The organism is Psychrobacter sp. TB15, from assembly GCF_000511655.1.
Lineage (GTDB): Bacteria > Pseudomonadota > Gammaproteobacteria > Pseudomonadales > Moraxellaceae > Psychrobacter > Psychrobacter submarinus.
In genome coordinates this window covers 37,970-62,838 of record NZ_AYXN01000040.1, presented here as the reverse complement: position 1 = coordinate 62,838, position 24,869 = coordinate 37,970, and the positions used below count along the sequence as shown (strand labels likewise).

Genomic DNA, 24,869 nt, shown 5'->3' with positions numbered 1-24,869 from the left:
TGCCAGTATAAGCGTAGCGCTACTATATTAGTAAGGAGTAGCGGCTACGTGATAGTAAGAGCATTTAAGTCAGTGGGCGGGTTATCATAAATTAAAGGAAACAAGGCAATGCAACAACTGAATCCAGCGGAAATCAGTAATCTGATTAAGCAGCGTATTCAAGACCTTGATGCAGGTGCAACTGCAAAGAATGAAGGCACGATTGTCAAAGTATCTGACGGTATTGTGCAAATTCATGGTCTTGAAGATGCCATGTACGGCGAAATGATTGAGTTTGAAGGCGAAATCTACGGAATGGCGCTTAACTTAGAGCGTGATTCTGTTGGCGCAGTCGTACTCGGTGACTATCTGCAATTGCAAGAAGGCCAAAAAGCTTATTGCACGGGTCGCATTCTTGAAGTACCAGTAGGTCCTGAATTATTAGGCCGTGTTGTTGATGCTTTAGGCAACCCTATTGACGGCAAAGGTCCTATCGATGCCAAAATGACAGATAAAGTCGAAAAGATCGCTCCAGGCGTTATCGACCGTCAATCAGTAGATCAGCCCGTTATGACCGGTTATAAAGCCGTTGATACCATGATTCCAATCGGTCGTGGCCAGCGTGAGCTTATCATTGGTGACCGTCAGACGGGTAAAACCGCTATGGCTATCGATGCGATCATCGCACAGAAATCTTCTGGCATTAAGTGTGTCTACGTGGCTATCGGTCAAAAACGCTCTACTATCGCTAACGTCGTACGTAAGCTTGAGCAAACCGGCGCTCTAGAATATACCACTGTTGTTGTTGCTTCTGCTTCTGAGCCGGCAGCGCTACAGTACATCGCACCGTACTCAGGCTGTACAATGGGCGAGTACTTTCGTGACCGCGGCGAAGATGCGCTGATTGTATTTGATGACTTATCAAAGCAAGCCGTCGCTTATCGTCAAATCTCACTACTACTACGTCGTCCGCCAGGCCGTGAAGCGTATCCTGGTGACGTATTCTATCTACATTCACGTCTACTTGAGCGTGCATCACGCGTAAACGCGGATTATGTAGAGAACTTCACAAATGGTGAAGTCAAAGGTAAAACCGGTTCATTGACCGCACTACCTATTATCGAAACACAAGCCGGTGACGTTTCTGCATTCGTACCGACTAACGTGATTTCAATCACTGATGGTCAGATCTTCTTAGAATCAAGCCTATTTAACTCAGGTATCCGTCCTGCAGTCAACGCTGGTATCTCGGTATCACGTGTTGGTGGTTCTGCTCAGACTAAGATCATCAAAAAGCTCTCAGGTGGTATCCGTACTGCACTAGCACAGTACCGTGAATTGGCTGCCTTTGCTCAGTTTGCATCTGACCTTGATGATGCGACTCGTGAACAGCTTGACCATGGTGAGCGTGTTACAGAGCTGATGAAGCAAAAGCAGTATCAGCCGATGTCTATCGCTGATCAGGCCGCAGTTATTTATGCCTCAAACGAAGGCTTCTTATCTGATGTACCGGTAGAGAAAATCGGTTCTTTTGAAGAAAGCTACTTACGTTATATGCATGACGAACAGAGCGAGCTTATGAACGAGATTAATGAGACTGCAAATTACAATGATGATATTGCTTCTCGTTTGAAGTCAGCTGTTGAGACTTTTAAACAAAATCACAGTTATTAATTTAATGGGTTAAGCCGATTTGGTTTTAGCTTATCGTATACCAAGTGGCGCGTTGTCTGAGTAGATAGTTGCGCCACTGCTTTAACCCTTATCGGTATTAGATTGCGTTATGCTCGCATATAACCCTTATTTTTAAGTGTTAATTCTCTATCATATGCGGCATGCGCCACTGCTTTTTAACCCTCTTATATTGGAATCATTATGGCAAGCTTAAAAGAGATACGTGCCAAAGTCACCAGTATTAAAAGTACCCAGAAGATTACTCGCGCTATGCAAATGGTTGCAGCGAGTAAGATGCGCCGTGCCCAAGAGCGCATGGAAGTGGGTCGCCCGTATGCTGATAGTATGCGCCGGGTTATCTCGCATTTGGTACATGCCTCATCAGATTATAAACACCCTTATATGGTAGCGCGTCCGGTTGATAAAGTGGGCTATATTGTTATCACTTCGGATCGTGGCCTAGCGGGTGGCTTGAACATTAATTTGTTCAAAGCTTTATCCACAAGTATTCAAGACTATCAAAATCAGTCTGTACAAGCCGAATTTGCGGTTATCGGTGCCAAAGGTGTCAGCTTCTTCAAGAATTTTGGCGGAAAAGTGACCTCTGCGGTGACGGATTATGGCGATAAGCCGACTTTCGAGCAGGTAAATTCACCCGTACAAGCGATGCTTGATGATTATGCTAACGGCAAGCTTGATCGCATTTATGTGGTCTATAACAAATTCGTTAATGCCATGACGCAAAAGCCAACGGTTAACCAGTTAGTGCCTTTGCCTGAAGGGTCATTTGATAGTGATTCTAGCGGTATGCAGACTGAGCTTAGTTGGGATTATATCTACGAGCCTGATGTCAAAACTTTGATTGATGAATTACTTGGACGCTATATTGAATCGATCGTTTATCAAGCGGTCATGGAAAATATTGCCTCTGAACAGTCGTCACGTATGGTTGCTATGAAAGCGGCAACTGATAACGCTGGTGACCTAATTAACGATTTACAGTTGGTTTATAACAAGCTGCGTCAAGCGGCGATTACCCGAGAAATCTCGGAAATCGTTGGCGGTGCTGCTGCTGTTTCATAATTGACTACAACCATGTATAGAAGTTCAAGGAGAACGCAATGAGTAGCGGTCGTATTGTACAGATTATTGGCGCGGTTCTTGACGTCGAGTTCAACCGTAACGAAGTTCCTCAGATTTTTGATGCCCTGCAAGTTGATGGCACCGAAACCACTCTAGAAGTACAGCAACAGTTAGGTGATGGCATCGTGCGTACGATTGCTATGGGCTCAACTGAAGGTCTAAAGCGTAACCTACCAGTGACTAATACCGGTGCAGCTATTTCTGTACCAGTTGGTACAGGTACGCTTGGCCGTATCATGGATGTTCTTGGTCGTCCTATCGATGAAGAAGGTCCCGTACAAGCTGAAGAAAAGTGGTCTATCCACCGTGATGCACCAAGCTATGCTGAGCAGTCAAACAGCACTGAGCTGCTAGAGACTGGTATTAAAGTTATCGATCTACTTTGCCCGTTTGCAAAAGGTGGTAAAGTTGGTCTGTTCGGTGGTGCCGGTGTTGGTAAAACCGTTAACATGATGGAGCTGATCAACAACATCGCGCTAAAGCATGAAGGTCTATCCGTGTTTGCTGGTGTTGGTGAGCGTACTCGTGAAGGTAACGACTTCTATCACGAAATGCAAGAAGCGGGCGTTGTCAACACTGAAGACTTTAGCAAATCTAAAGTTGCGATGGTATACGGTCAGATGAATGAGCCACCGGGTAACCGTTTGCGTGTTGCACTATCTGGTCTAACTATGGCTGAGTACTTCCGTGATACTAAAGATCCTGCCACTGGCAAAGGTCGTGACGTACTCTTGTTTGTTGATAACATCTATCGTTATACACTAGCAGGTACTGAAGTATCAGCACTGTTAGGCCGTATGCCATCAGCAGTTGGTTATCAGCCAACACTCGCTGAAGAGATGGGCTTACTACAAGAGCGTATTACCTCAACTCAGTCAGGTTCTATTACTTCAGTTCAAGCCGTTTATGTACCAGCCGATGACTTGACGGATCCATCGCCAGCAACGACGTTTGCTCACTTGGATGCGACTGTTGTACTAAGCCGTGATATTGCTTCACAAGGTATCTATCCTGCGGTTGATCCACTAGATTCAACCTCACGTCAGCTAGATCCACAAGTTATCGGTGAAGAGCACTATAACGTTGCTCGCGGTGTACAGGAAGTATTGCAGCGCTATAAAGAGCTCAAAGACATCATCGCCATCCTAGGTATGGATGAGCTGTCAGAAGAAGATAAACTGGTCGTTTATCGTGCGCGTAAGATTCAGCGTTTCTTATCACAGCCATTCCACGTCGCCGAAGTATTCACCGGCGCGCCTGGTAAATATGTGTCACTACGCGATACTATTGCTAGCTTCAAAGCAATCATCGCAGGCGAATATGATGATCTACCAGAACAAGCGTTCTATATGGCTGGCGGTATCGACGAAGTTGTCGCTAAGGCCGAAAAAATGAAATCTACAGCAGCATAAATCGCTAAAGAGTCGTCTGGCGAATAAAGGGTGTTTGTCACGTTCATTCGCTAGTCGGCTCGATAGCAAGCCCGCTGTTTTTAAGACTTTTTCATAATAAGGATTTAGGTATGGCAACGTTACAATGCCGCGTCGTAAGCGCCCGTGAAGAGCTATATTCAGGCGAGATCAGTATGCTGATTGCCACTGGTAGCGAAGGCGAGATTGGTGTTCTACCAGGTCACACGCCATTGATTACCTTGCTAAAGCCTGGCTCAATGCGAGTACAAACGCCAGATGGTCAAGAGGAAGTCATCTACGTGTCTGGCGGCGTACTTGAAGTACAGCCGAAGATGGTTACGGTATTAGCCGATACGGCTATGCGTGCGCATAATCTTGATGAAAGTAAAATCATCGAAGCGCGCCGGGAGGCTGAACAGTTACTAGTCAACCAAACAGATACCGTACAGACTAATGCCGCGCTTGCTTCATTAGCAGAATCAGTCGCTCAGCTACAAACGATTCGTAAGTATCAAAACCGCTCATAATCTGGTTTATGCGCTTAATCAGCGTTTAAGTCAGGTTCAAGGTTTCACTAGAAACAGTCCAATTTGGGCTGTTTTTTTTGGTTATAGACCCTAGTAGTCAGGCAGGAATTTCGTTATATTGTTAACATAATAAAAGAGTAGCGGGCCTTGTTTGTCACTATCCGGCATTTATATTAGTTATCCCTAGGTATCGAGCGTAACTACTCATTTATAATTTTCATAAATAGATGACGCCTACTGGTATCCATGTTGTTTGAAAGCTTTATATTTACCTACTTTCGGACGAAAACTAAGATTTTAGACGGGCTTGTTTATAGGTTTTGTTAACGATAATAGGCTATAGTAGGGTAAGCTATAAGTTTAGTAGTATACTAGCTTGCTATGACTGAGCTGCACCTATAAACAAAATATATAAAAGTATTGAGAATAAGCAGAAGCATTGTTAAGACTACTGCTCTCTTAATATTCATTCTCGCTGCAAATTTTCTGTTTTTAATTTAGATGTATTAGAGGATATAACGATGACAACCCCTGAAGATGACAACACCCCGCGAATTTTGATTGTTGAAGATGATGAGCGTCTGGCTATGTTAACCCAAGATTATTTGGTTAAAAACGGCTTAGAAGTCGCTATCGAGACAGATGGCAATCGTGCTATTCGCCGTATTGTCAATGAACAGCCTGACATGGTAGTGCTCGATGTCATGCTGCCAGGTAGTGATGGTTTGACGGTCTGCCGTGAAGTGCGCCCGCATTATCAAAATCCAATTTTGATGTTGACCGCACGTACTGAAGATATGGATCAAGTACTAGGTCTTGAGATGGGCGCGGATGATTATGTTGCCAAGCCTGCCCAGCCGCGCGTACTATTAGCTCGTATTCGTGCGTTATTGCGCCGCTCAGAAAACGCCCCATCAGAAGATGTACCGCAGCGTTTAGAGTTTGGTGAGCTAGTCATCGATAATGGTGGCCGTTCAGTGAATCTAGGCGAAGAATTGGTTGACTTCACTAGCGCTGAATATGACCTGCTTTGGTTGTTAGCATCTAATGCTGGCCGCATCTTATCTCGTGAAGATATCTTTGAGCGCCTGCGCGGTATTGAGTATGATGGTCAAGATCGCTCTATTGACGTACGTATCTCGCGTATCCGTCCTAAAATTGGTGACGATCCAGAAAACCCAAAACGTATTAAGACTGTCCGTAGTAAAGGCTATTTGTTCGTCAAAGAAGGCAACTAGGGCTATAGGGATTATTTGTAAAGAAACCAGCGCTGTGCTGGTTTTTTTATTTTTTGAATAAAGATCTTAATCAAGTTTTTAATGCAGCAAACTCTAACATATTTACGAGCGTTGCTATAGAATAGCAGCAGCAATTTACTAATAAATCATTTCATGCTTTGGTTACGGCAATTATGTCATTAGTCTCATCTTTAAAACACAGTATCTTTGTTCGTATATACGCTGGGCTCTTGATAGTCTGCTTGTGTGTTGCTCTTTTTGCGCAGTTATTGATGGATACTATCAATCAAGAGCGTATGCAAACCTATCGCGAGAATATGGCGACTGGCGCTTTTTACTTGGTAAGTGAGGGTCTTGCGCATCAGGAGTCGGAAACCCAGCGCGAGTACTGGCTATCTGATGCTAGTAGTTTATTCGGCTCAACGTTTCGTATCGTGCCAATCGAAAATATAGATTTTAGTGCTAGTGAACGACGCCGTTTCGAAAGTGGCGAAACGGTAGTTCGTTATGTCAGCCAACCGGCCTATGCTGATGTCTACCACCGTTTACCTGATGATAAAGTATTGACCGTGCGTGTCTCGCAGGTCACTGAGCAACAAGTACGCGCTATGGCGGTGTTCTTATTAGATGATTTGTCTTATTACGCGACCCTGCCGGAGAAGCGCGCACGCCTAACGGAACTTGAAAACAAATTTTCTTATCCCTTGACGTTAGACACTATAGATACTTTTGATTTAGATGATGACCAGTTGGCACGCTTGCGCCGTGATGAAGTGGTTATTTTGCTGCAAGATAGCAATAGTAGCCAAGGTAACTCTTCTATCAAGATTGTCATTCCCTCTGAGATCAATGATATGGCCGTTTTAATGGGGCCAATACCATTATTTAACTGGTTTCCACTGAATTTGATTATCAGTATGGTACTGATTAGTATGTTTCTAATCAGCTTAGGTGTCTATGCGCTTATCTTCCCACTTGAGCGCAAATTGCAGCTGATACAAGTGGGGGTGAATGAGGTCAGCGATGGTAATCTCGACATTCAGGTACAAGTGATTGGTCAAGATGAGATTGCGCGCCTCTCTGCTACTTTCAATGCGATGACCTCTCATATTAAGCGCTTGATTGAATCGCAGCGCGAGCTGACACGCGCGGTATCGCACGAACTGCGCACACCTGTTGCCCGTATTCGCTTTGCGGTTGATATGCTAGCCGATACCGACGATGAAGACTCGCGCTTTATGCAGCGCGACTATATCGACGAAGATATCGAAGCTTTGAATGGTTTAATCGATGAGATTTTGACTTATGCCAAACTAGAGGAAGGTTCACCTAAGCTCGACTTAGAGTCAGTCAATCTGAAAGAATTGGTAGAACAAATTGTCCGTGAGACAGAAGCCCTAGGCAAAGATATCAAAATCGTTGGCAATCCTCCTAATAGTAAAGTGACTGCCGTGGCCGATCGGCGCTACTTACACCGGGTGATTCAAAACCTTGCCGGTAACGCGCTGCGTTATGCCGAAGGTACTATCATTATTAGCGCTTGGGTGAAAAAGGGCAATGCATTTGTCAGCGTAGAAGATGATGGGCAGGGTATTCCAGAAGAAGATCGCGAAAAGGTCTTTATTCCTTTTGCTCGCTTAGACGACAGCCGTACCCGAGCTTCAGGCGGTTATGGTTTAGGGCTGTCGATTGTCTCGCGCATTGCTTTTTGGTTCAATGGCAGCATGAGCGTTGATGAAAGCCCAGAGCTTGGCGGCGCTCGTTTTATCATGACTTGGCCTGTCAAGCCCCTAACTCAGACGATTGCCGCTGACCAAATCACCCAAGAAAAGAGCGAGCGCAGCTTTGAGAGTTAAGCTTAAACATTTAGCTTATTATAGGGCGTGTTGGACATTCACAAATGCGCACTGCTGATCGCTACTAGTTTATCAAAGCTGTGTTCTAGTCGTCGTTAAAATTGCAGGTAATGCTTATTGCATTGGTTAGCTGATTTTATTTAAACAGTCGCAACGACTAGGGCGATTTTAGCATCAGCCCTAACTACAACAACAGGGACAGGACTATTTTTTGCCGCTTTATTGATAAAAATAGACGCTTAGAACGACTAAACTTACCATTTTTATCTGCAAATCGCCTAAAAAATAGTCTCTGTCAGTGCCATGGTCGAATGTTCAACACGCCCTAGACTTATTAGAATTAAATAGTATTATTGCGCTTTATAAATAGGACGAAGATAGAGGAGAGCTTGGATGCCTTACTTGTTTGGCGGCTTGATAATACTCAATGCAGCAGTACTGGTGAGCTATTTGTTTTTTCAACAGCCTAGTACTACCCAGAGCTTACAACAAGCGCAAGATGAGCTGGTGCAGCCTATAGACTTTATCAACAGCTCTGAGCATATCCCGCCCCCTATCGGTACTACAGATTAGCTTTTGGCTTACCTTTTAATCAGCAAATGCTTTTATCTTCTATTCGCCATGTCTCGATAGTATCACTGATAGTGTTGCCGATAGTGTCGCGGGTAGCACTTAGCGATCTGTAGCCTTAGTATCGGCCTTTTCATAGCTCCCTTCTTTATCAGCAGTCTCCGTATTAATAGTTTCTGTATTGTTAGTTTCCTTATTAACAGTCTCTTTATCAGTCGCTGCTGCTTGGTCAACTTCAGCAATCAGCGGTATTTTGACACAGACTTGTAAGCCGCCTTCGGGGTGATTAATCGCCTCTACCGTACCGTGATGTAATCTAGCAATACGGTTCACGATAGCCAGACCTAGACCACTACCTTGTGTGGTACGAGCGGTTTCGCCGCGCTCAAACGGCTGCATGATACGCTCTAACTGATCTTCTGCTACGCCATCACCGCAGTCACGCACACAAATGACCAGCTGCTCTTGCGCCTCACCCATAACCTCGCTCTCACTAATGACATCGCTCTCAGTTGTCGCTAGCGTCTCTTTAAAGGTTGGCACCACCGTCGCTGATAGAAATATAGGCGTCTTTCCATAACGATTGGCGTTATTGACTAGATTAATAATCATCCGTTTGATAGACAAAGGACGTACAGGTACTTGCTTATCTAGTTGAGACTCATAAACGAACTCCATAGGCGCAAACTGCACAATAATCTCATTAAATATCGTATCCAAGTCAGTCAAACGCACCGGCTCATCAGAGCCATCTTTCATAAACGAGATAAACTGCTCCAAAATCGCATCCATATCTTCTATATCATAAATCAAGCCTTCTCGAAAAAAATCATCCGGCAGCATTTCAGCAGTAAGGCGCATACGGGTCAGCGGCGTGCGCAAGTCATGCGAGATACCTGCGAGCATAATCGTGCGCTCCTTTTGCGCTTGATTAAGCGTAGTGAACAAGCGGTTAAAAGCCAGATTGACTTGCCGAATCTCAGTAGGCCCTACTTGTGTCGGCAGGGTAGTGGCATGACCCAGACGAATATAGTTAGTCGCGGCTCGCTGCAAATGGCGCAAGGGTCGATTTAATTGCCGCGCTATCAAGATAATGGTCAGTAGCGTCAAAATAGGAATGCCGAGTAAGAAAAACCCTAACAGTGTCGGACTGTACTGGGAGTAGTAGATAACCGGCTCACGTATCCAAAAACTCGTGTCGCGGCTATCTTGCACCCATAATTGCGGCGTTGGCTTAAATTTAAAATAAACCTGTACCGGACGACCCAGCTGCGCACTGATTTCACGTTGTAATACATCGGTAAAAAATCCGACAAATCGCTTTTTCTCAACTTGTGGAAAGTCGCTAGGGTTTTCTACTGTGACCACATGTGAATGCTCATAGACCCAGCGCTGCACTTCAGGGTTATTTTGCCAATCCTGTTTGGCACTATTCATCAGTCGTAACTCACTGGTCAAATAGCGAGCGTGGGTCTTTAGCTCAGGCAAATAAAGACTGCGCCAAAAAAACCAAATGGATAAGCTGACGCTGATAACGACCATAAAAGTAATCATAAAAGTGGTCAGCCAGCTGTTCGACCAACTACTAGAGCGTCGTGTCGGAGTGTTCGCGGTACTCATAGCAGAAGAGTGCTCCAAAAGAGGTAGAGAATAATTACCAATATAAGATAAAAGAGTGCTGAGATGAGTATAGTGCAATCGCATAAAATGCGCTATGGGCTGGGTTAAATGTACAGCAAAAACCGCTCATCTAAGTGATTGTTATCAAACAACTAAATAAACACAGTTTATGTTTTCAAAAATAATAGACTATGATATAATTGTGCCCTTTTTGGTATACCTGCGAAAGAGAGAAATCAGATGGTTGTTATTCGTTTAGCACGGGGCGGTGCCAAAAAACGCCCATTTTATCAAGTCGTAGTTGCTGATCAACGCCGCGCGCGTGATGGTCGCTACATCGAAAACATTGGCTTTTTTAACCCTTTGGCTAAAGAGTCAGAAGAAGCAGTACGCTTAAACATGGAAGCGTACAATGCGTGGGTCGCAAAAGGCGCACAGCCTTCAGATCGCGTTGCTTCATTAGCAAAGTCTTACAATAAGGCTGCTGAAAGCGAAGCGACTGCTTAAGTTTTAAGTGATGATCTTTAAATAGCTCATCAGCTATTTTAGGGTCTGATTTTAGAGATACTGACTTACAAACTTAGCGCTCCATAGCATATCGTTATCTTCTTTACCTTACACTGATTTATCACATTTAGAGTCGTTATGTCATCAGCACCTGCTAATAACCTTATGAAAATAGGTCAGCTCAAAAAGCCTTACGGTATAAAAGGCTGGCTTTGGGTGTTTAGCGATACCGATGATCGAACGGCTATATTTGATATGCAGCCTTGGTATATGAAGACCGCTATGGGTATGAAGCCTTTGACTGTCAAAGCTTGGCGAGAGCAAGGATCGGGTATTGTCGCTCAGTTTGAGCAAGTTCCTGATCGTAATGTTGCAGAAACCATGAATGGGGTAACCCTTTGGGTGGAGCAAGATGTCTTGCCTGAGACTGGCGAAGATGAGTACTATTGGTCCGATTTGATCGGGGTGCGAGTCTTCAATGAGCAAGATGAGTATTTAGGCGATATTACTGAGATGTTTGAAACCGGTGCCCATGACATTATGCGTGTCGCGGCTACTTCAGACAGCTTAGATGATGAAGAGCGTCTGATACCTTGGCACAAACAGACTGTGCTTGAAGTAGATATAACGGCTAAAACCGTTGTCGCTGCTTGGCCAAGTGACTATTGATCTGTGATTAGTGATTGCTGATGTATTTTGCTGTCATAACTATCTTTCCTGAGATGTTTGCTGCGATTCGTGATTTTGGTATCACTGGACGCGCGGTGACTCAGCAGCAAGTTATGATTGAGTGCATTAATCCACGCGATTATACCACTGACAATTACCGCCGTATTGATGAACGTCCCTATGGTGGTGGTCCTGGTATGGTGATGATGGCTCAGCCACTGTCGCAAGCGATTGACGATGCTAAAGAGCAAGCTCGCCTGCACGGTTGCCGCACTGACAGCAAACACTGTCCGGTGGTTTACCTGTCACCGCAAGGGCGGACGCTTAGTGAAGATAGCGTACTTGAGATGGCTGATTATGATGGCATGATTTTATTATGTGGTCGTTATGAAGGCATCGATGAGCGCTTGTTGACACAATACGTCGATCTAGAAATATCGCTTGGTGATTACGTCTTAACTGGCGGTGAACTCCCAGCTATGGTGCTGATGGACAGTGTGATACGTCGTTTACCTAACGTTATGGGTGATGACAAATCTGCGGTGCAAGACTCGTTTGTCGATGGCTTGCTCGATTGTCCTCATTACACTAAGCCGCATGAGTTTGCTAGTATGGCGGTTCCGGAAGTATTGCTTTCAGGCCATCATGCCAATATTGCTAAGTGGCGCTTTTGTCAGCAAGTTGAGCGTACCAAGGCAAGACGGCCAGATTTATGGCAAGCTTTTAGTCCAACAGCTGAGCAAGCCCGTTGGCTAAAAGAGCAATCAAAGTAGCGTCCATAATAGTCAGATGCTTACTTATGTCGTCAGTATAGCTAAACTGTTAAAAAGAATTTTGCGCAATAATGAACCGGCTATAGTGTAATGGCCGTTTACCCAACCCCACTTACCTTGTATCTACCTACTATCAATTTAAAGAGTAGACAGAGACAATTAATTATTACAAACAGGTAATATGCGCTTAGCCTCTATTATCTAATGTGAGGAGACAACTCTCATGAGCAACAAACATCCATTAGTTCAAAGCGTTGAAAATGCTCAACTAGTAGAACGCCCTGACTTTAGCGCTGGCGATACTGTCGTCGTACAAGTAAAAGTACGTGAAGGCGAGCGTGAGCGTCTACAGGCCTTTGAAGGCGTCGTTATCGCTAAGCGTAACCGTGGTCTAAACTCTGCGTTTACCGTCCGTAAAATCTCAAGCGGTGTTGGTGTTGAGCGTGCTTTCCAACTGCATTCTCCAATCATCGATAGCATTGAAGTGAAGCGCCGTGGTGCCGTTCGCCGTGCGAAACTATACTACTTACGTGAGCGTTCTGGTAAATCAGCACGTATCCGCGAGAAGCTTGGCGCACGTCCAGCAAAAGCTGGCGCTCAAAAGAAGACTGATGCTGGCGTCCCTGATGCGGTTGAGACTGCACCTGGTATCTAAGCCAGCAGTCGCGCTCAATGCTGAGCCTAACTATTGATAGTTATGAATTACTTATCAGTAATCATTACTAGCGATAGTGACAAGCCCTTATTCATAGGTTTATTATATAAATAAGTAGGCGTACCAAAAAAGACAAAACCCCAATCTATGCGCAAGCTAGATTGGGGTTTTTGTATTGATAAAGCACAACTTTAATTATTTTCTCCAAAGCTTACTTCGCTGCTTGCTTCACCACTTACATTGTTATTTACTTTGTCGCTTACATTGTCGTTTGGCTTATCTGGTAAATCTAGACGACTGGCTTGATTCTTAGATCTGCTGTGCTTACGCAAGCGAATATAGACGGTTTTGGTGACGATGGCGACGACTTTTTGGTTTTTATCGACGATTTCAGTACGATAGTCGCGAAATACTGGCTCGCCACTCTCAGCGAGTTTGCGAATAGCCGTCGCCTCACTGCTAGAGACTTTTATCCGTGCCGTTACTTTATTAGTAGCTGGCGCGACAAACTCAATGTGTGAGCTTTTATCCCACACTACATAATTACTCCCTAATTGCTGCATCAATAGCAGCATATAAAAAGGGTCGGTCATAGCGTACAAACTACCACCAAACTGTGTGCCAACGATGTTTTTATTCAAAGCCGTCAGCCCCATGCTGACAACGCATAATCCTTGATCGGTATCTAAGTGCTCAAGCTTGATACCCGCACCTACATAAGGCGCGTAGGTATTGATACGTAGCTTCAATAGATGCGGCGTCAGTATCGGCATAATGTACTGTTTGGCTTTGCGATTTAATATCTCGAAATTTTTTGGAAATAGCTTCATCTTTTATCCTTCAATCCCTAATTTTTATAATAATATCAGTCGGCTATAATCAGCAATCAGTCTGAGTAATCTTTATCCAGTCAGCGCAAATGCGCAGTATTAGCAGCTGTCACTATTGACTACTGAATCATGCGCCTAACGTACAAGTGTACACTTAAATGCCCAAATTTTATTTTATAATAGAAAGTAGAGTGAGAGAAGAAGAAAAGGAGACTAGCTATGTCAAAGACTAACAGTGAGCAAAAGGAGGAGACAGTAGAAGAGAGCTGTCAGCTCTGTAGCCGCACAAATCTACCTTTGACTCGCCATCATCTTATTCCGCGCTCACGGCACAACAAGGCCCGTACGCAGCGCCGCTTTAGCCGCACTGAGATGAGTGGCGATATTGCCATGCTATGTCGTCCTTGTCATAGCCAAATACATAAAATTTTTACTAATCATGAGTTGGCAAATTATTATCATACGATAGCGCGCTTACAAGAACATAGCGAAGTCGAAAAGTTTGTCAATTGGGTAAAAAAACGGCCAACGGGGCTGAAGATAAGAGTAAGAAATTAAGCTTATAAATAGCGATGGGAAAACAATACTCGCATTATAGATACTGATGACCTACAATGACCACCCCTTTGTTTACGGTAGTTTAACCTTTAAGAATAGGTCTAGACAGCAGTCCTAACTATCGGTAATTAAAACGAACAAAGGATTATTTAAGTTCTCAGTCAACATAAGGAGATGTGATGAGTAATCCTCAAATCCCCGCATCAAAAAACGCAGACGCTAATCCCAACCTTGCTCATGAAAATGATCCTTTGCAAGGTAGCTATGCCGAATTACATCAACCCTACGCAAGTTTTGAGAGTCGCGACGCTTATCTCAATCATGAATTACAAATCATGCAACCTAAGCGCTGGCGACCAAATTTACCTTTTAGAGATTATCGCTTCGAGTTTGAAGATACCATTCCGGCAATGGCAGCCACTATCGGCAAAGTCGTGATGGTCGGCGCTATTGCCGCAACTTTTGCAGGGCCTCTTGGTTTAGGAGAAGCCTTTGTTTTAGAAAACGTGCGTTATGAGCTGCTCATAGTCGCGTTTTTTGTCATTTTATTCTCAGGTTTTTTGCTGCCTACTGCCAACCTTGCTGGTACTCACGGCCCACTGATTCCTCTTATTCCGATTGTCGTTGCCGCCGGTGGCCACCCTATGGCTTTTGGCTTACTCATTGGCGCTTTTGGTCTGCTGCTAGCGATCAGCAAAGGCGGAAGCTTATTGGCCAATTTAACCAGTAAGGGGGTGTGCGGCGGTCTGCTGCTCTATCTTGGCTTTATTGGGACTATCTCACAAGTCAAAAACCTTTTTGCTTGGGCAGAAGGCATTGGTATGGCGCATATTGCCTTTGTGGTGATTTTGCTCACTATTATCCTGTATGCGGTTTTAGAAAACTATCAAAAGCGATGGCTTGCCGTGCCGCTCAGCTGCTTATTAGGCGGCGGCGTGGCCTTTGCTATGGGCGCACCGTTTGAATTTAAGACCACGCCCGGTTTGCCTAATATGAGCCCGATGTACTGGTGGGGCGAAAACACTGGCTGGATGCTAGGGCTGCCAACGATTGAGAGTTTCATTGTGGTACTACCCTTTGCGGTATTGGCAGTGGCGATGTGGTCGCCGGACTTTTTGGGACATCAGGTGTTTCAAAAGATTAGCTATCCTGAGCGTACTGAGCGCGTGCGTATGGATATCGATGATACGATGATTAGCGCTTCGGTGCGTCAGGTAGCAGGCTCGGTACTTGGTGGCTCTAATTTTGCTTCTTCTTGGGGCACTTATATTGTGCCTGCCGCCATCGCTAAGCGCCCAATCCCAGCTGGCGCGGTACTAACCGGACTATTTTGTGTCATCGCTGGGGTTTGGGGTTATCCCATGGATCTTGCGATTTGGGAGCCAGTCATGTGTGTGGCCTTAATCGTTGGAGTGTTCATTCCGCTACTCGAGGCGGGTATGGAGATGACCCGTGAAGGTAAAACCACACAGTCGGCGGCGATTGTTGTTTTTGCCTCAGCGTTAGTAAACCCAGCATTTGGGTGGTCTATTACTTTAGTATTAGATAACTTAGGTCTGATTGGCTCAAAAGAGCGCAGTGCCAACTTATCTAAGATGAGTCGCTGGATCATTCCGGTAGTGACCTTTGTGATCTTGACTGGGGTGATGGCTATCGTAGGGATGCTGCCTGGTATTCCGGCACTATTACCAAGCTTTCGCCACTAGGATAGGGTTAAAGGTTCAGCGTAGGTACAAACATAAAAAGCCAGCTTTATTAAGCTGGCTTTTTATACTATTAGGGCGTGTTGAACATTCGACCTTGGCACTGACAGAGACTATTTTTTAGGCGATTTGCAGATAAAAATGGTAAGTTTAGTTGTTCTAAGCGTCTATTTTTATCAATAAAGCGGCAAAAAATAGTCCTGTCCCTGTTGTTGTAGTTAGGGCTGATGCTAAAATCGCCCTAGTCGTTGCGAAAATCTAGCCAATGCAATAAGCATTACCTGCAATTTTCACTTAGACTAGAACTATTTTAGCTATCAGCAGTGCGCATTTGGGAATGTTCAACACGCCCTAGATCTTATAGGGTATATATAAGCTATTTTCGCTCTTATGTACTCTTTATATCTTAGATGTTTTTTATATGAGTGCCATGGAGCTTATGACCTTAATATAGTTAATTCGAAATAAAACCAATATATTTATTTTCTCGTGCTACTGGTATAAATTTTATTTGCTTGCTATGCGCTTCGCACTCCAGAGGCTGCACAAAATTTATCCCAGTAGCACTGTGTCGGATTTGAAGTGAATCAACTATAGCTATCTAGCGGCGCTACTATTTTTCAGCGCGCACTTTATCCACTAAGAAGTCTACCACTTTAGGGACTTTCGCGCTCTCACCGGATACCACGTATTTACCTTGTACTACGACGGCAGGGACACCCGTGAGCTGATAACGCTTGGCGCCTGCTTGTGAGCGTCCGATTTTGGTGCCTACTGCAAAAGAGTTATAGAGGCTATTGAATTTCTTTTTGTCGACGCCTTGTGAGGCATACCAATTAGCGAGTGAAGCTTGGTCAAATAGTTTTTTACCATCCTTGTGGATTGCATTGAATAGCGCATCATGAGTTTTGTCTTCATAACCTAATAGCTGCGCGGCATAGAACCCACGAGCGCTAGATTCCCAAACTGGGTTTAGGGCGGCGGGAGTCTTGAAAAATGCGACACCTTTGTCTTTAGTTTTTGCCCATTTTTCCATATGCGGGTTCAAAGAGTAACAATGAGGGCAGCCGTACCAAAAAAACTCACGAACAATGATAGCATCACCGCTGATTTTTTCTGGATTATCAAGAACTTTATAATCTTTACCGGCGACATAATCGGCCGCTTGTACGCTCATATTAGCAAAGCCAATGGCGCAGGCTAAACCAGTCAATGCGAGGACACGTTTCATACTTCTTCCTTTAATTCTTACGGCTTGAGGGTGTTAAGAGGCACTTATCAAAAGTGCTAAAAAAAGGTTAAATACACTTCGGCTATAATAACGTAAAATGACCGTCATTGTGAACCGTATTCTTAACCAATAGTTGCCGCGCTGTAGCTATTATTTATAGCTTGAGAATGTATAAACAACTATCTATTTTATCAGACGTTCACAATCGGTCACTAGGTGGCTAAGGTAATATAACGACGCTCATGCTAACATTACCTATGGTTTCTAACGCTATTGATACTAGCAGTAGAGTGTTTTTAGTATTAGCTTGCTAAGACCTCATCGCTATCACTGATGAATTCTTAGTTTTTTGAGCCTATCGAATCTAATAACAACGACAACGACGATAACCGTATTCAAGGATATTTCTATGAGCGCAACGCAGCCCCATCAAAATACAATCAACAAAACTCAAGATGGACAAGAGGATATAGCAGAGCAAACGGTCACGAATGTAGACCCTAGTGAGGTTGATAAATTCAACCAGCTTGCAGGCGAGTGGTGGGATAAGACAGGGGCGTTTGCGACTTTGCATGAGATCAATCCGCTACGTCTCAATTGGATCACTGAAAACGTTGAGCGCGGTTATCAAAGCGCGGATACTAACAAAACCGCAGCTGATGGCTTACAAGGTAAAAAGATACTCGATATTGGCTGCGGCGGCGGGATTTTATCTGAGTCTATGGCGCGGCGCGGCGCTGACGTTACCGGTATTGATTTGGGTACTGAGAACCTAAAGGCAGCGACCCTGCATGTGCAGCAAAGCGGTTTAGAGGAGACGCTACGTTATCAGCATATCGCGGTTGAGACTTTAGCGGCGCAGATGCCAGCTCAGTTCGATGTGGTCACTTGCATGGAGATGTTAGAGCATGTTCCAGACCCTAGCGCTATCGTACAAGCTTGCTATGATCTATTAGCGCCAGGCGGCGTCTGTGTGTTATCGACGATCAACCGTAATCCTAAGTCCTATTTGTTTGCTATCGTTGGCGCTGAATATGTACTGAGATTATTGGATCGCGGTACGCATGATTACGCCAAATTCATCACCCCAGCTGAGCTGGATAAAATGGCACTCAACGCCGGATTTAATCGCCAAGATATTATTGGACTACACTATAACCCCATTACCAAGCGCTACTGGCTTGCACAGAATGTCGATGTCAATTATATGATGGCAGTGCATAAGCCTATGGATCAATAAGACTAAATCAATAATGCTGAAGAGATAAGCGTAAATGGGTCTTTTATAACAGCATAATACTCATCAATTAAGGCAGCGACTATGACTAATTTTGTGAAGGCGGTACTCTTCGATCTAGATGGTACTTTGATCGATACTGCTGCTGATTTTGTGCGTATCATTGGCAAGATGAGCCAAGAGAATGAGTGGCAAGCGCCAAGTGATGCCGATATTCGCCAGCAAGTCTCTGCTGGTGCCTCAGCAATGGTCAAGCTCATGCTAGAGCATAATGGTCAAGTCGGCGTCACTGAAGAGGAGCTACTCACTTATCGGCAGCAGTTCTTGGATGATTATGAGGCCGATATCTGTGTCGATAGTTGTGTTTTTGCTGAGCTTGACGAGTTACTACAGACCCTTGAGAAAAACGGCATCCCTTGGGGCATTGTCACGAACAAACCCCGCCACTTAGCAGAGCTACTACTAAGTAAACTGCAGCTCGATGAGCGCTGTTCGGTACTGGTCTGCCCTGAAGATGTATCACGTACTAAGCCTGATCCTGAGCCTATGTATCTGGCGCTAGAAAAACTAGGCATAGCGCGTGGCGGCTCTGCTAGTGTGCTGTATGTTGGCGATCATATACGCGATATCGAAGCAGGCAATGCCGCTGGCATGCCTACCATTCTAGCGGCTTATGGCTATATCCCTGCAGAAGATCAGCCTAACCTAAAGAAGTGGGGCGCATCTCATATTGTCAAAACGCCAAAGCAGCTTAAGCAATTATTATTAAGGTCTGGTAATTTTGATTATTTGTAAACAGTCGCGCTTTTTAAATTAGTCAATCTCGTATAAACCCTATCGATAGCAGTGAGCAATACCATGAACAACACTACAAGCAGTACTGAGAAAAACTCTGAGCAGAATACAACAAATGAAAATAGCTATCAGCCTTTGAGTCATGAGCAAATCCGTAATTTTGTCGCAGAAGATGACAGCTTAGAGGGCAAAGTGATTCTAGTGACTGGAGCAGGGGACGGTATTGGCCGAGTTGCCGCTTTAACTTATGCACGTTTTGGTGCAACGGTACTACTCTTAGGCCGCACGACTAGTAAGCTTGAAGCAGTCTATGATGAAATCGAAAGTATGGGCGGTAAGCAGCCCGCTATTTTACCTATGGATCTCGAAACGGCCAGTTATGATGAGATGCAAAAGCTGGAACGGCTAATCGATAAGGAGTTTGGTCAATTAGACGGTCTTCTGCATAATGCAGGTATCTTAGGCGCGTTGACCCCGCTTGAGATGTACGACGTCGATATGTTTGCCAAAGTAATGCAGATAAATTTCACCGCTACCTTTAAGCTGACTCAAGCGCTACTGCCACTGCTAAAAGATGCCAACAATGGCTCTATTGTCTTTACCTCAAGCACAGTCGGTACGTATCCTCGCGCTTTTTGGGGCGCGTATGCTCTATCTAAGCAAGCGCTAGAAGGAATGAGTGATATCTTTACTCAAGAGACGCAAAACACCACGAACCTACGTTTTAACTGCATCAACCCAGGCGGTACTCGTACCAATATGCGCGCGCATGCCTATCCGGGAGAGAGCCCTATGAGCCTCAAAACGCCGGAAGACATTATGCCAGGTTATGTTTGCTTAATGAGTGATGAGAGTATCGGTGTGCGCGGTCAAGTAGTAGCGCTGCAGCCCAAACCATAAACTTAAGTGTAGCCTGCACTGTCCAAACTCTTCTGTATCTACCTAACAGCCATGCATTGAAATACAAACTACTATGCCCCATCTATCTGTAATCAAAGGATTTTATTATAAATATAGATAGAGCGGTGAGGAGTAAAGTTATGGCAGGTGGATGGTCAAGAGATGGTGCAGAGCACGAACAAATGGATGCTACGGTCAATGATGCGTTAGATCGGGTACGCCAAGCACTACCGACAGGGGAGAGTGCGGAGTATTGTGATGAATGCGGCGAGCCAATACCAGAAGCGCGAAGAGTAGCCGTACCAGGTGTGCAGCATTGTATCGGCTGCCAAAGCGAGCTTGAACAAGATGCTAAAGCCTCTGAGCTATTTAATCGCCGGGGTAGTAAGGATAGCCAACTGCGCTGATAAGTATAAATTTATAATAAAAAACCAACCTGACGCGGTTGGTTTTTTTGTCACAGCACTTTTTGTCACAGTACTTGAGTAATCAAAAAATAAATAGTTGCTAAATTGAACAGTAAACCGGCTAAAAATACATAGCCATCTTCAGTAATTAAAGAGATAGCAAATAAAATCACTGAGGCTGCCGGTATCATAACTGCAAAAGGCACAAGCTCAAGCGGAATCATAGCAAGAGCGGCAAAGATACAAAGGGCTGCTGCCACCTTTTTTGCCTTGTCAGAGGTCAGCGACTTGAGTCTAGGCTTAACCAGTTTATCAATCCATTTTGTGGCTTTTGAGGCGATATTCACACCTTTATGCAGCTTGTCTTCATCAAAAGAGATATTATCAACAAACTGCGGCAGCCAAGGACGCTCTTTGCCAAACAGCATCTGAACGCTTATCAAAGTAATAATCACGCCGCAAATAGTCGGCACTCCGGGGATACCTCCAGTCGGCATAATAGCAATAAGTGCAGGGGCAAATATCAGAGGTCCAAAGCCTTTTGAATTCAGCGAATCCATAATATCGCCGATACTGATCTTATCAGCATCTTCATTAGGTTCTAATTGCTCAAGTACCGCAGTCAAGCTGTGCTCTGATGAAGAGGGATCCGACTTTGAATCACCTTTATCATAATGAGCATTGTCATGCTCATCTAAAGCCGCTTGATTACGGTTTGTACCAGCATTAGAGTTGGAAGGGGAAGTGTTATTGTCTGTCACCATAGCTCCTGAGCGCTTACGCCTTACTCATCTTCAGCATCCGCTTCGTCTGGAACGAATACGTAGCCCACGCCCCAAACGGTTTGAATATAGCGAGCTTGTGAAGGATTGTCTTCGATTAAACGGCGCAGACGCGATACTTGCACATCGATAGAGCGCTCCATAGCGCCCCATTCGCGGCCTCGCGCAAGATTCATTAGCTTATCGCGGGTTAAAGGCTCGCGTGGATGCTGTACCAAAGCTTTGAGTACCGAAAATTCGCCAGTGGTCAACGTGACTACATTACCATCGCGTTTAAGGGTGCGGGTAGACAAATCAAGCGTCCAAGGACCAAACTCAACCACTTCTAGCTGATGGCTTGGCGCGCCGGGTAATTCGCGGTTCTGTCGACGAAGTACTGCTTTGATGCGGGCGAGTAGCTCTTTTGGGTTAAAAGGTTTTGGTAGATAATCATCAGCGCCGGCATCTAGTCCAGCGATACGATCGGCATCGCCGCCTTTTGCGGTCAGCATAATGATCGGGATGTCGGCGTTATCTTCGCGCAAGCGCTTACAGATACTGATACCGTCTTCACCTGGCAGCATCAAATCGAGAACGACTAAAGAAAATAGCTCGCGCTGCATGAGCTTATCCATCTGACTGCCATCATGGGCGGTACGTACCACAAAGCCATCATCTTCCAAAAAGCGCTGAAGCAAAGAGCGCAGACGCGCATCATCATCAACGACTAAGATACGCTGAGTCAGAGTATCGGAGCTTTTATTATCAGTCATATAGATATCCTTTAGTGAAAGTTATTATTATAAAAATAGTGGCAATGGGTGTATAACCCAGTTGTTCGTCGTTATGCAGTAGCTTTAAATTTGTGTTATCGCTTTTATTGAGCCGTCTACTCTCTAAAGGCCTCATTTATCCTATATTTTTCTGTATTCTAGGATTACTTTTAAAGCTATAAAGGTATTACCTCAGTGTATAAGATTGCGCTACTAATTGCATCACTTGTTCACTGAAATGCTGTATGCGTTTGTTTAACGGGGTAAATAAATTATTTATTTGTTCAATTTTGCATCGTTTTAGCCCAAAAAAACGCTATTTCATCCATAAAATACAAGGATATACGCCGTAAGTATAAAAAGGATTATAAATCAGTCAGCTTTTGCTATAATGCCAATCACCATTTCTCAACGATTGATACGTATATGAGTAGCACTGATAGCTTAACGTCATCGGCAGTCTCAGCAAATGCGCAGGGATTAGATGCAACCACACAAGCCAATATCCACGACAAGCTTGCACGCAAGCTTGGTATTAAGACGGCTCAAGTCAACGCATTTGTCAAACTTTTCGATGAAGGCGCAACGGTTCCTTTTATTGCGCGTTATCGTAAAGAAAAAACGCAAAACCTTGACGATGCTCAGCTCAGAGCATTAGAGAAGTCGCTCAGCTATGAGCGCGATATGGCCAGTCGTCGCCTAAAGATTACTGAGCTGCTACGTGCGCAAGGCACACTCACGGATGAGCTGCAAGGCCGTATTGATAATGCCGCGTCAAAACTTGAGCTAGAAGATATCTACTTACCTTATCGTCCGCGTCGTCGCTCCCCTGCAGCCAAGGCCCGCGCAGCCGGTTTAGACAGCGCAGCAAAAGCCCTATTAACACAAGAGATTACGCCGACGCAGGCGCTAGCGGACTATCAGCTGCCTAGCAGCGTCACCGACGATAGCGGTAATGAGATCGATGTTGACTTTAGCGACCTTGATAAGCAGCTGGCCGGTGTTCAGGCCATCATCGTTGATGAGTGGACGCAGGCGCTTGATCTACTCGATAGTCTGCGTAGCGGCTTTGCCAAAACCGCTAGTGTCGTGACAGCGGTTGCTAGTGAAGAAAAGCGCGAAGTCGGCGAGAAGTTCAAAGACTACTTTGATCATAGCGAGAGCTTAGCGCGTCTGCCCAATCATCGCCTACTAGCCATGCTACGCGGTCGTCAAGAGAACGTCTTAGGTATAAAAGTCGATGGCGAAGATGCGCCCTTTATCGAAAAAATTATTAACCACTTTAATATTGATGCGACAGCGCCAAGCGAGCGCCGTGAGTTCCTCATTGAGGCTGCAAACAGCTTATGGAAAGACAAATGGCGTCCGCATATTGAGCATCGCTTGTTGACCGAAAAGCGCCTAGCCGCAGAAGCTGACGCGATCGATGTTTTTGCTAACAATTTGCAGCATCTGCTGATGTCAGCACCCGCAGGTCCAAAAGTGATCTTAGGTGTTGACCCTGGTATTCGTCATGGCGTCAAGATGGCAATCATCGATGCGCAAGGTCATGTCATGCTGGATAGTAGCGATAAGCCCGTTATCGCTACTGTGTATCCTTTTGCTCCAGATAACAAAATGGATGAGGCTAAGGCGCTTATCGATGAGCTATTAAGTACTTACAATGTCGATTTGGTCGCAATAGGTAACGGTACCGCCAGCCGCGAAACTGACGCTATGATAAAAGAGATTTTGTCGGCTAACCCGTCACTACAAGCCAAAGCGGTTATCGTTAATGAGTCTGGTGCTTCGGTCTATTCTGCCAGTGAGCTTGCCAGTGATGAATTGGCTGACTTAGACGTCTCGGTCCGCGGCGCGGTATCTATTGCTCGTCGTCTGCAAGATCCGTTATCTGAGCTCGTCAAAGTCGATCCAAAGGCGATTGGCGTTGGGCAATATCAGCACGACGTCAATCAAAACCAATTGGCCGACAGCCTTGATAAAGTCACCCAAGATAGCGTCAATGCGGTAGGCGTCGATGTCAATACGGCAAGTCCAGCAATACTGACGCACATCGCGGGTCTCAATCGCAACGTCGCCCAGCAAATCGTCAATTACCGTAAAGAGCATGGCGCTTTTTCGAACCGGGAAGCGCTAAAAGACGTTCCGCGCTTGGGAGTCAAGACCTTTGAGCAAGCCGCTGGGTTTTTGCGAATTCGTGATGGCGATAACCCGCTGGATGCTACTGGCGTACACCCTGAGAGTTACGAGCTGGTGAATAGCTTACTTGAACACACCAATAAAGATTTAAGCGAGATCATCGGTAATGATGGGGTGCTTAATAGTATAGATACTAGCGCTATCACTGCTAATGACGACAATGTCAGTGTAAAAGCCATCATTGAAGAGCTAGCAAAACCTGCGCGCGATCCGCGTCCTGAGTTTAAGACAGCAAGCTTCCGCGATGATGTTAATAGTATCAAAGATCTAGAAGAAGGGATGACGCTTGAGGGCGTCGTGACGAATGTGACGGCTTTTGGCTGTTTTGTAGATGTGGGTGTGCATCAAGATGGACTAGTGCATATCTCGCAGATGGCTAATGATTTTGTCGCTGATCCGATGAACCGTGTCAAACCAGGCGACATCGTTTCAGTACGTGTCATCTCCGTCGATGAGCCGCGTGGACGCATTGGCTTTAGTATGAAACCTGAAGCGCAAAAGTCTGAAGGCCGAGTGAAGCCTGCAGCGTCTGTCAAAACTAAAGAGGCAAATACTAATCCTGATAAGGGCAATCGAGCCAAAGATAAGCGTTCAGCGCCACGTGGTAAGCGCGCTGACAAGGAGCGCAGAGGTGCGAGTAATCAGCCTAATCGTACGTCAAAGCCAAAAGCGGAGACGCCTAGCAGAATCGGTACGCTAGGAGCGCTATTACAAGAAGCTGGCGTCACCAAAAAGAAATAACAATATGTCTGTAAGCTTACAACAGTAACTAGCACAAAAAAGGCAGCCGATTGGCTGCCTTTTTTATGAATGATAAGCAATCATTAATGCTTATTTATTATAAATATTATA

Annotated in this window: 23 protein-coding genes; 18 read left to right on the top strand and 5 right to left on the bottom strand. The window is 45.0% G+C overall.

What is annotated here, in order from left to right; genetic code table 11:
* The first annotated feature begins 108 nt into the window (after positions 1-108).
* The 7 genes from atpA (at position 109) to W234_RS0110090 (ending at position 8,402) form a co-directional block, all read left to right on the top strand.
* On the top strand, positions 109-1,653 hold the full coding sequence (gene atpA / locus W234_RS0110120) for a F0F1 ATP synthase subunit alpha (RefSeq protein ID WP_025646738.1): 1,545 nt from the start codon (positions 109-111) through the stop codon (positions 1,651-1,653).
* A gap of 201 nt (positions 1,654-1,854) precedes the next feature.
* Positions 1,855-2,736, top strand: coding sequence for a F0F1 ATP synthase subunit gamma (gene atpG, locus W234_RS0110115; protein ID WP_025646737.1), 882 nt, complete (start codon positions 1,855-1,857; stop codon positions 2,734-2,736).
* A gap of 38 nt (positions 2,737-2,774) precedes the next feature.
* Complete coding sequence (atpD, locus tag W234_RS0110110; protein WP_025646736.1) at positions 2,775-4,208, top strand: F0F1 ATP synthase subunit beta; 1,434 nt, start codon at positions 2,775-2,777, stop codon at positions 4,206-4,208.
* 110 nt (positions 4,209-4,318) lie between these two features.
* The gene (locus W234_RS0110105; protein ID WP_025646735.1) at positions 4,319-4,735 is read left to right on the top strand and encodes a F0F1 ATP synthase subunit epsilon; all 417 of its coding nucleotides are present in this window, start codon (positions 4,319-4,321) and stop codon (positions 4,733-4,735) included.
* 521 nt (positions 4,736-5,256) lie between these two features.
* On the top strand, positions 5,257-5,973 hold the full coding sequence (locus W234_RS0110100; protein WP_025646734.1) for a response regulator: 717 nt from the start codon (positions 5,257-5,259) through the stop codon (positions 5,971-5,973).
* Between the two features lie 173 nt (positions 5,974-6,146).
* Positions 6,147-7,829: an ATP-binding protein gene (locus W234_RS0110095; protein ID WP_025646733.1), complete on the top strand. Its 1,683-nt coding sequence runs from the start codon at positions 6,147-6,149 to the stop codon at positions 7,827-7,829.
* 393 nt (positions 7,830-8,222) lie between these two features.
* The gene (locus W234_RS0110090; protein ID WP_025646732.1) at positions 8,223-8,402 is read left to right on the top strand and encodes a hypothetical protein; all 180 of its coding nucleotides are present in this window, start codon (positions 8,223-8,225) and stop codon (positions 8,400-8,402) included.
* 99 nt (positions 8,403-8,501) lie between these two features.
* On the opposite strand, the gene W234_RS0110085 is transcribed toward W234_RS0110090, so the two are convergent.
* Positions 8,502-10,019 (bottom strand): ATP-binding protein, encoded by a 1,518-nt coding sequence (locus W234_RS0110085; RefSeq protein WP_084212655.1) that lies wholly within the window; start codon positions 10,017-10,019, stop codon positions 8,502-8,504.
* A 240-nt stretch (positions 10,020-10,259) separates the two neighbouring features.
* On the opposite strand from W234_RS0110085, the gene rpsP reads away from it, so the two are divergent.
* From rpsP to rplS, 4 genes are all read left to right on the top strand, one after another.
* Entirely contained in the window at positions 10,260-10,526 is a 267-nt protein-coding gene (gene rpsP / locus W234_RS0110080; RefSeq protein ID WP_025646730.1) for a 30S ribosomal protein S16, read from the top strand.
* Between the two features lie 138 nt (positions 10,527-10,664).
* Complete coding sequence (rimM, locus tag W234_RS0110075) at positions 10,665-11,195, top strand: ribosome maturation factor RimM (RefSeq protein ID WP_025646729.1); 531 nt, start codon at positions 10,665-10,667, stop codon at positions 11,193-11,195.
* A gap of 20 nt (positions 11,196-11,215) precedes the next feature.
* Positions 11,216-11,968, top strand: a complete 753-nt coding sequence (trmD, locus tag W234_RS0110070; RefSeq protein WP_025646728.1) for a tRNA (guanosine(37)-N1)-methyltransferase TrmD — start codon at positions 11,216-11,218, stop codon at positions 11,966-11,968.
* Between the two features lie 223 nt (positions 11,969-12,191).
* A complete protein-coding gene (gene rplS, locus W234_RS0110065) occupies positions 12,192-12,623 on the top strand; it encodes a 50S ribosomal protein L19 (protein WP_025646727.1) in 432 nt (143 codons plus the stop codon).
* 191 nt (positions 12,624-12,814) lie between these two features.
* Here the strand turns inward: rplS and W234_RS13935 are convergent, their stop codons facing one another.
* Positions 12,815-13,453: a DUF4442 domain-containing protein gene (locus tag W234_RS13935; RefSeq protein WP_025646726.1), complete on the bottom strand. Its 639-nt coding sequence runs from the start codon at positions 13,451-13,453 to the stop codon at positions 12,815-12,817.
* Positions 13,454-13,672: 219 nt separating this feature from the next.
* Here W234_RS13935 and W234_RS0110055 point away from each other — a divergent pair, with 219 nt between their 5' ends.
* Positions 13,673-14,011, top strand: a complete 339-nt coding sequence (locus W234_RS0110055) for an HNH endonuclease (RefSeq protein WP_025646725.1) — start codon at positions 13,673-13,675, stop codon at positions 14,009-14,011.
* 179 nt (positions 14,012-14,190) lie between these two features.
* Positions 14,191-15,717, top strand: a complete 1,527-nt coding sequence (locus W234_RS0110050) for a DUF3360 family protein (protein ID WP_025646724.1) — start codon at positions 14,191-14,193, stop codon at positions 15,715-15,717.
* A gap of 610 nt (positions 15,718-16,327) precedes the next feature.
* On the opposite strand, the gene W234_RS0110045 is transcribed toward W234_RS0110050, so the two are convergent.
* Positions 16,328-16,945: a thiol:disulfide interchange protein DsbA/DsbL gene (locus tag W234_RS0110045; RefSeq protein ID WP_025646723.1), complete on the bottom strand. Its 618-nt coding sequence runs from the start codon at positions 16,943-16,945 to the stop codon at positions 16,328-16,330.
* A gap of 409 nt (positions 16,946-17,354) precedes the next feature.
* Here W234_RS0110045 and ubiG point away from each other — a divergent pair, with 409 nt between their 5' ends.
* From ubiG to W234_RS0110025, 4 genes are all read left to right on the top strand, one after another.
* A complete protein-coding gene (gene ubiG / locus W234_RS0110040; RefSeq protein ID WP_025646722.1) occupies positions 17,355-18,185 on the top strand; it encodes a bifunctional 2-polyprenyl-6-hydroxyphenol methylase/3-demethylubiquinol 3-O-methyltransferase UbiG in 831 nt (276 codons plus the stop codon).
* Between the two features lie 81 nt (positions 18,186-18,266).
* Positions 18,267-18,977, top strand: a complete 711-nt coding sequence (locus tag W234_RS0110035) for an HAD family hydrolase (RefSeq protein WP_025646721.1) — start codon at positions 18,267-18,269, stop codon at positions 18,975-18,977.
* A gap of 63 nt (positions 18,978-19,040) precedes the next feature.
* Positions 19,041-19,877 (top strand): YciK family oxidoreductase, encoded by an 837-nt coding sequence (locus W234_RS0110030; protein ID WP_025646720.1) that lies wholly within the window; start codon positions 19,041-19,043, stop codon positions 19,875-19,877.
* A 140-nt stretch (positions 19,878-20,017) separates the two neighbouring features.
* Positions 20,018-20,284 carry a DksA/TraR family C4-type zinc finger protein gene (locus W234_RS0110025; protein WP_025646719.1) on the top strand — a complete coding sequence of 89 codons (267 nt, stop codon included), beginning with the start codon at positions 20,018-20,020 and terminating at the stop codon, positions 20,282-20,284.
* Positions 20,285-20,349: 65 nt separating this feature from the next.
* On the opposite strand, the gene W234_RS13930 is transcribed toward W234_RS0110025, so the two are convergent.
* Both W234_RS13930 and ompR read right to left on the bottom strand, forming a co-directional pair.
* On the bottom strand, positions 20,350-21,045 hold the full coding sequence (locus tag W234_RS13930; RefSeq protein ID WP_198013369.1) for an exopolysaccharide biosynthesis protein: 696 nt from the start codon (positions 21,043-21,045) through the stop codon (positions 20,350-20,352).
* A 23-nt stretch (positions 21,046-21,068) separates the two neighbouring features.
* Complete coding sequence (gene ompR / locus W234_RS0110015; RefSeq protein ID WP_025646717.1) at positions 21,069-21,818, bottom strand: two-component system response regulator OmpR; 750 nt, start codon at positions 21,816-21,818, stop codon at positions 21,069-21,071.
* Between the two features lie 426 nt (positions 21,819-22,244).
* Between ompR and W234_RS0110010 the strand changes: the two genes are divergently transcribed.
* Complete coding sequence (locus W234_RS0110010; RefSeq protein WP_025646716.1) at positions 22,245-24,758, top strand: Tex family protein; 2,514 nt, start codon at positions 22,245-22,247, stop codon at positions 24,756-24,758.
* Positions 24,759-24,869 lie beyond the last annotated feature (111 nt).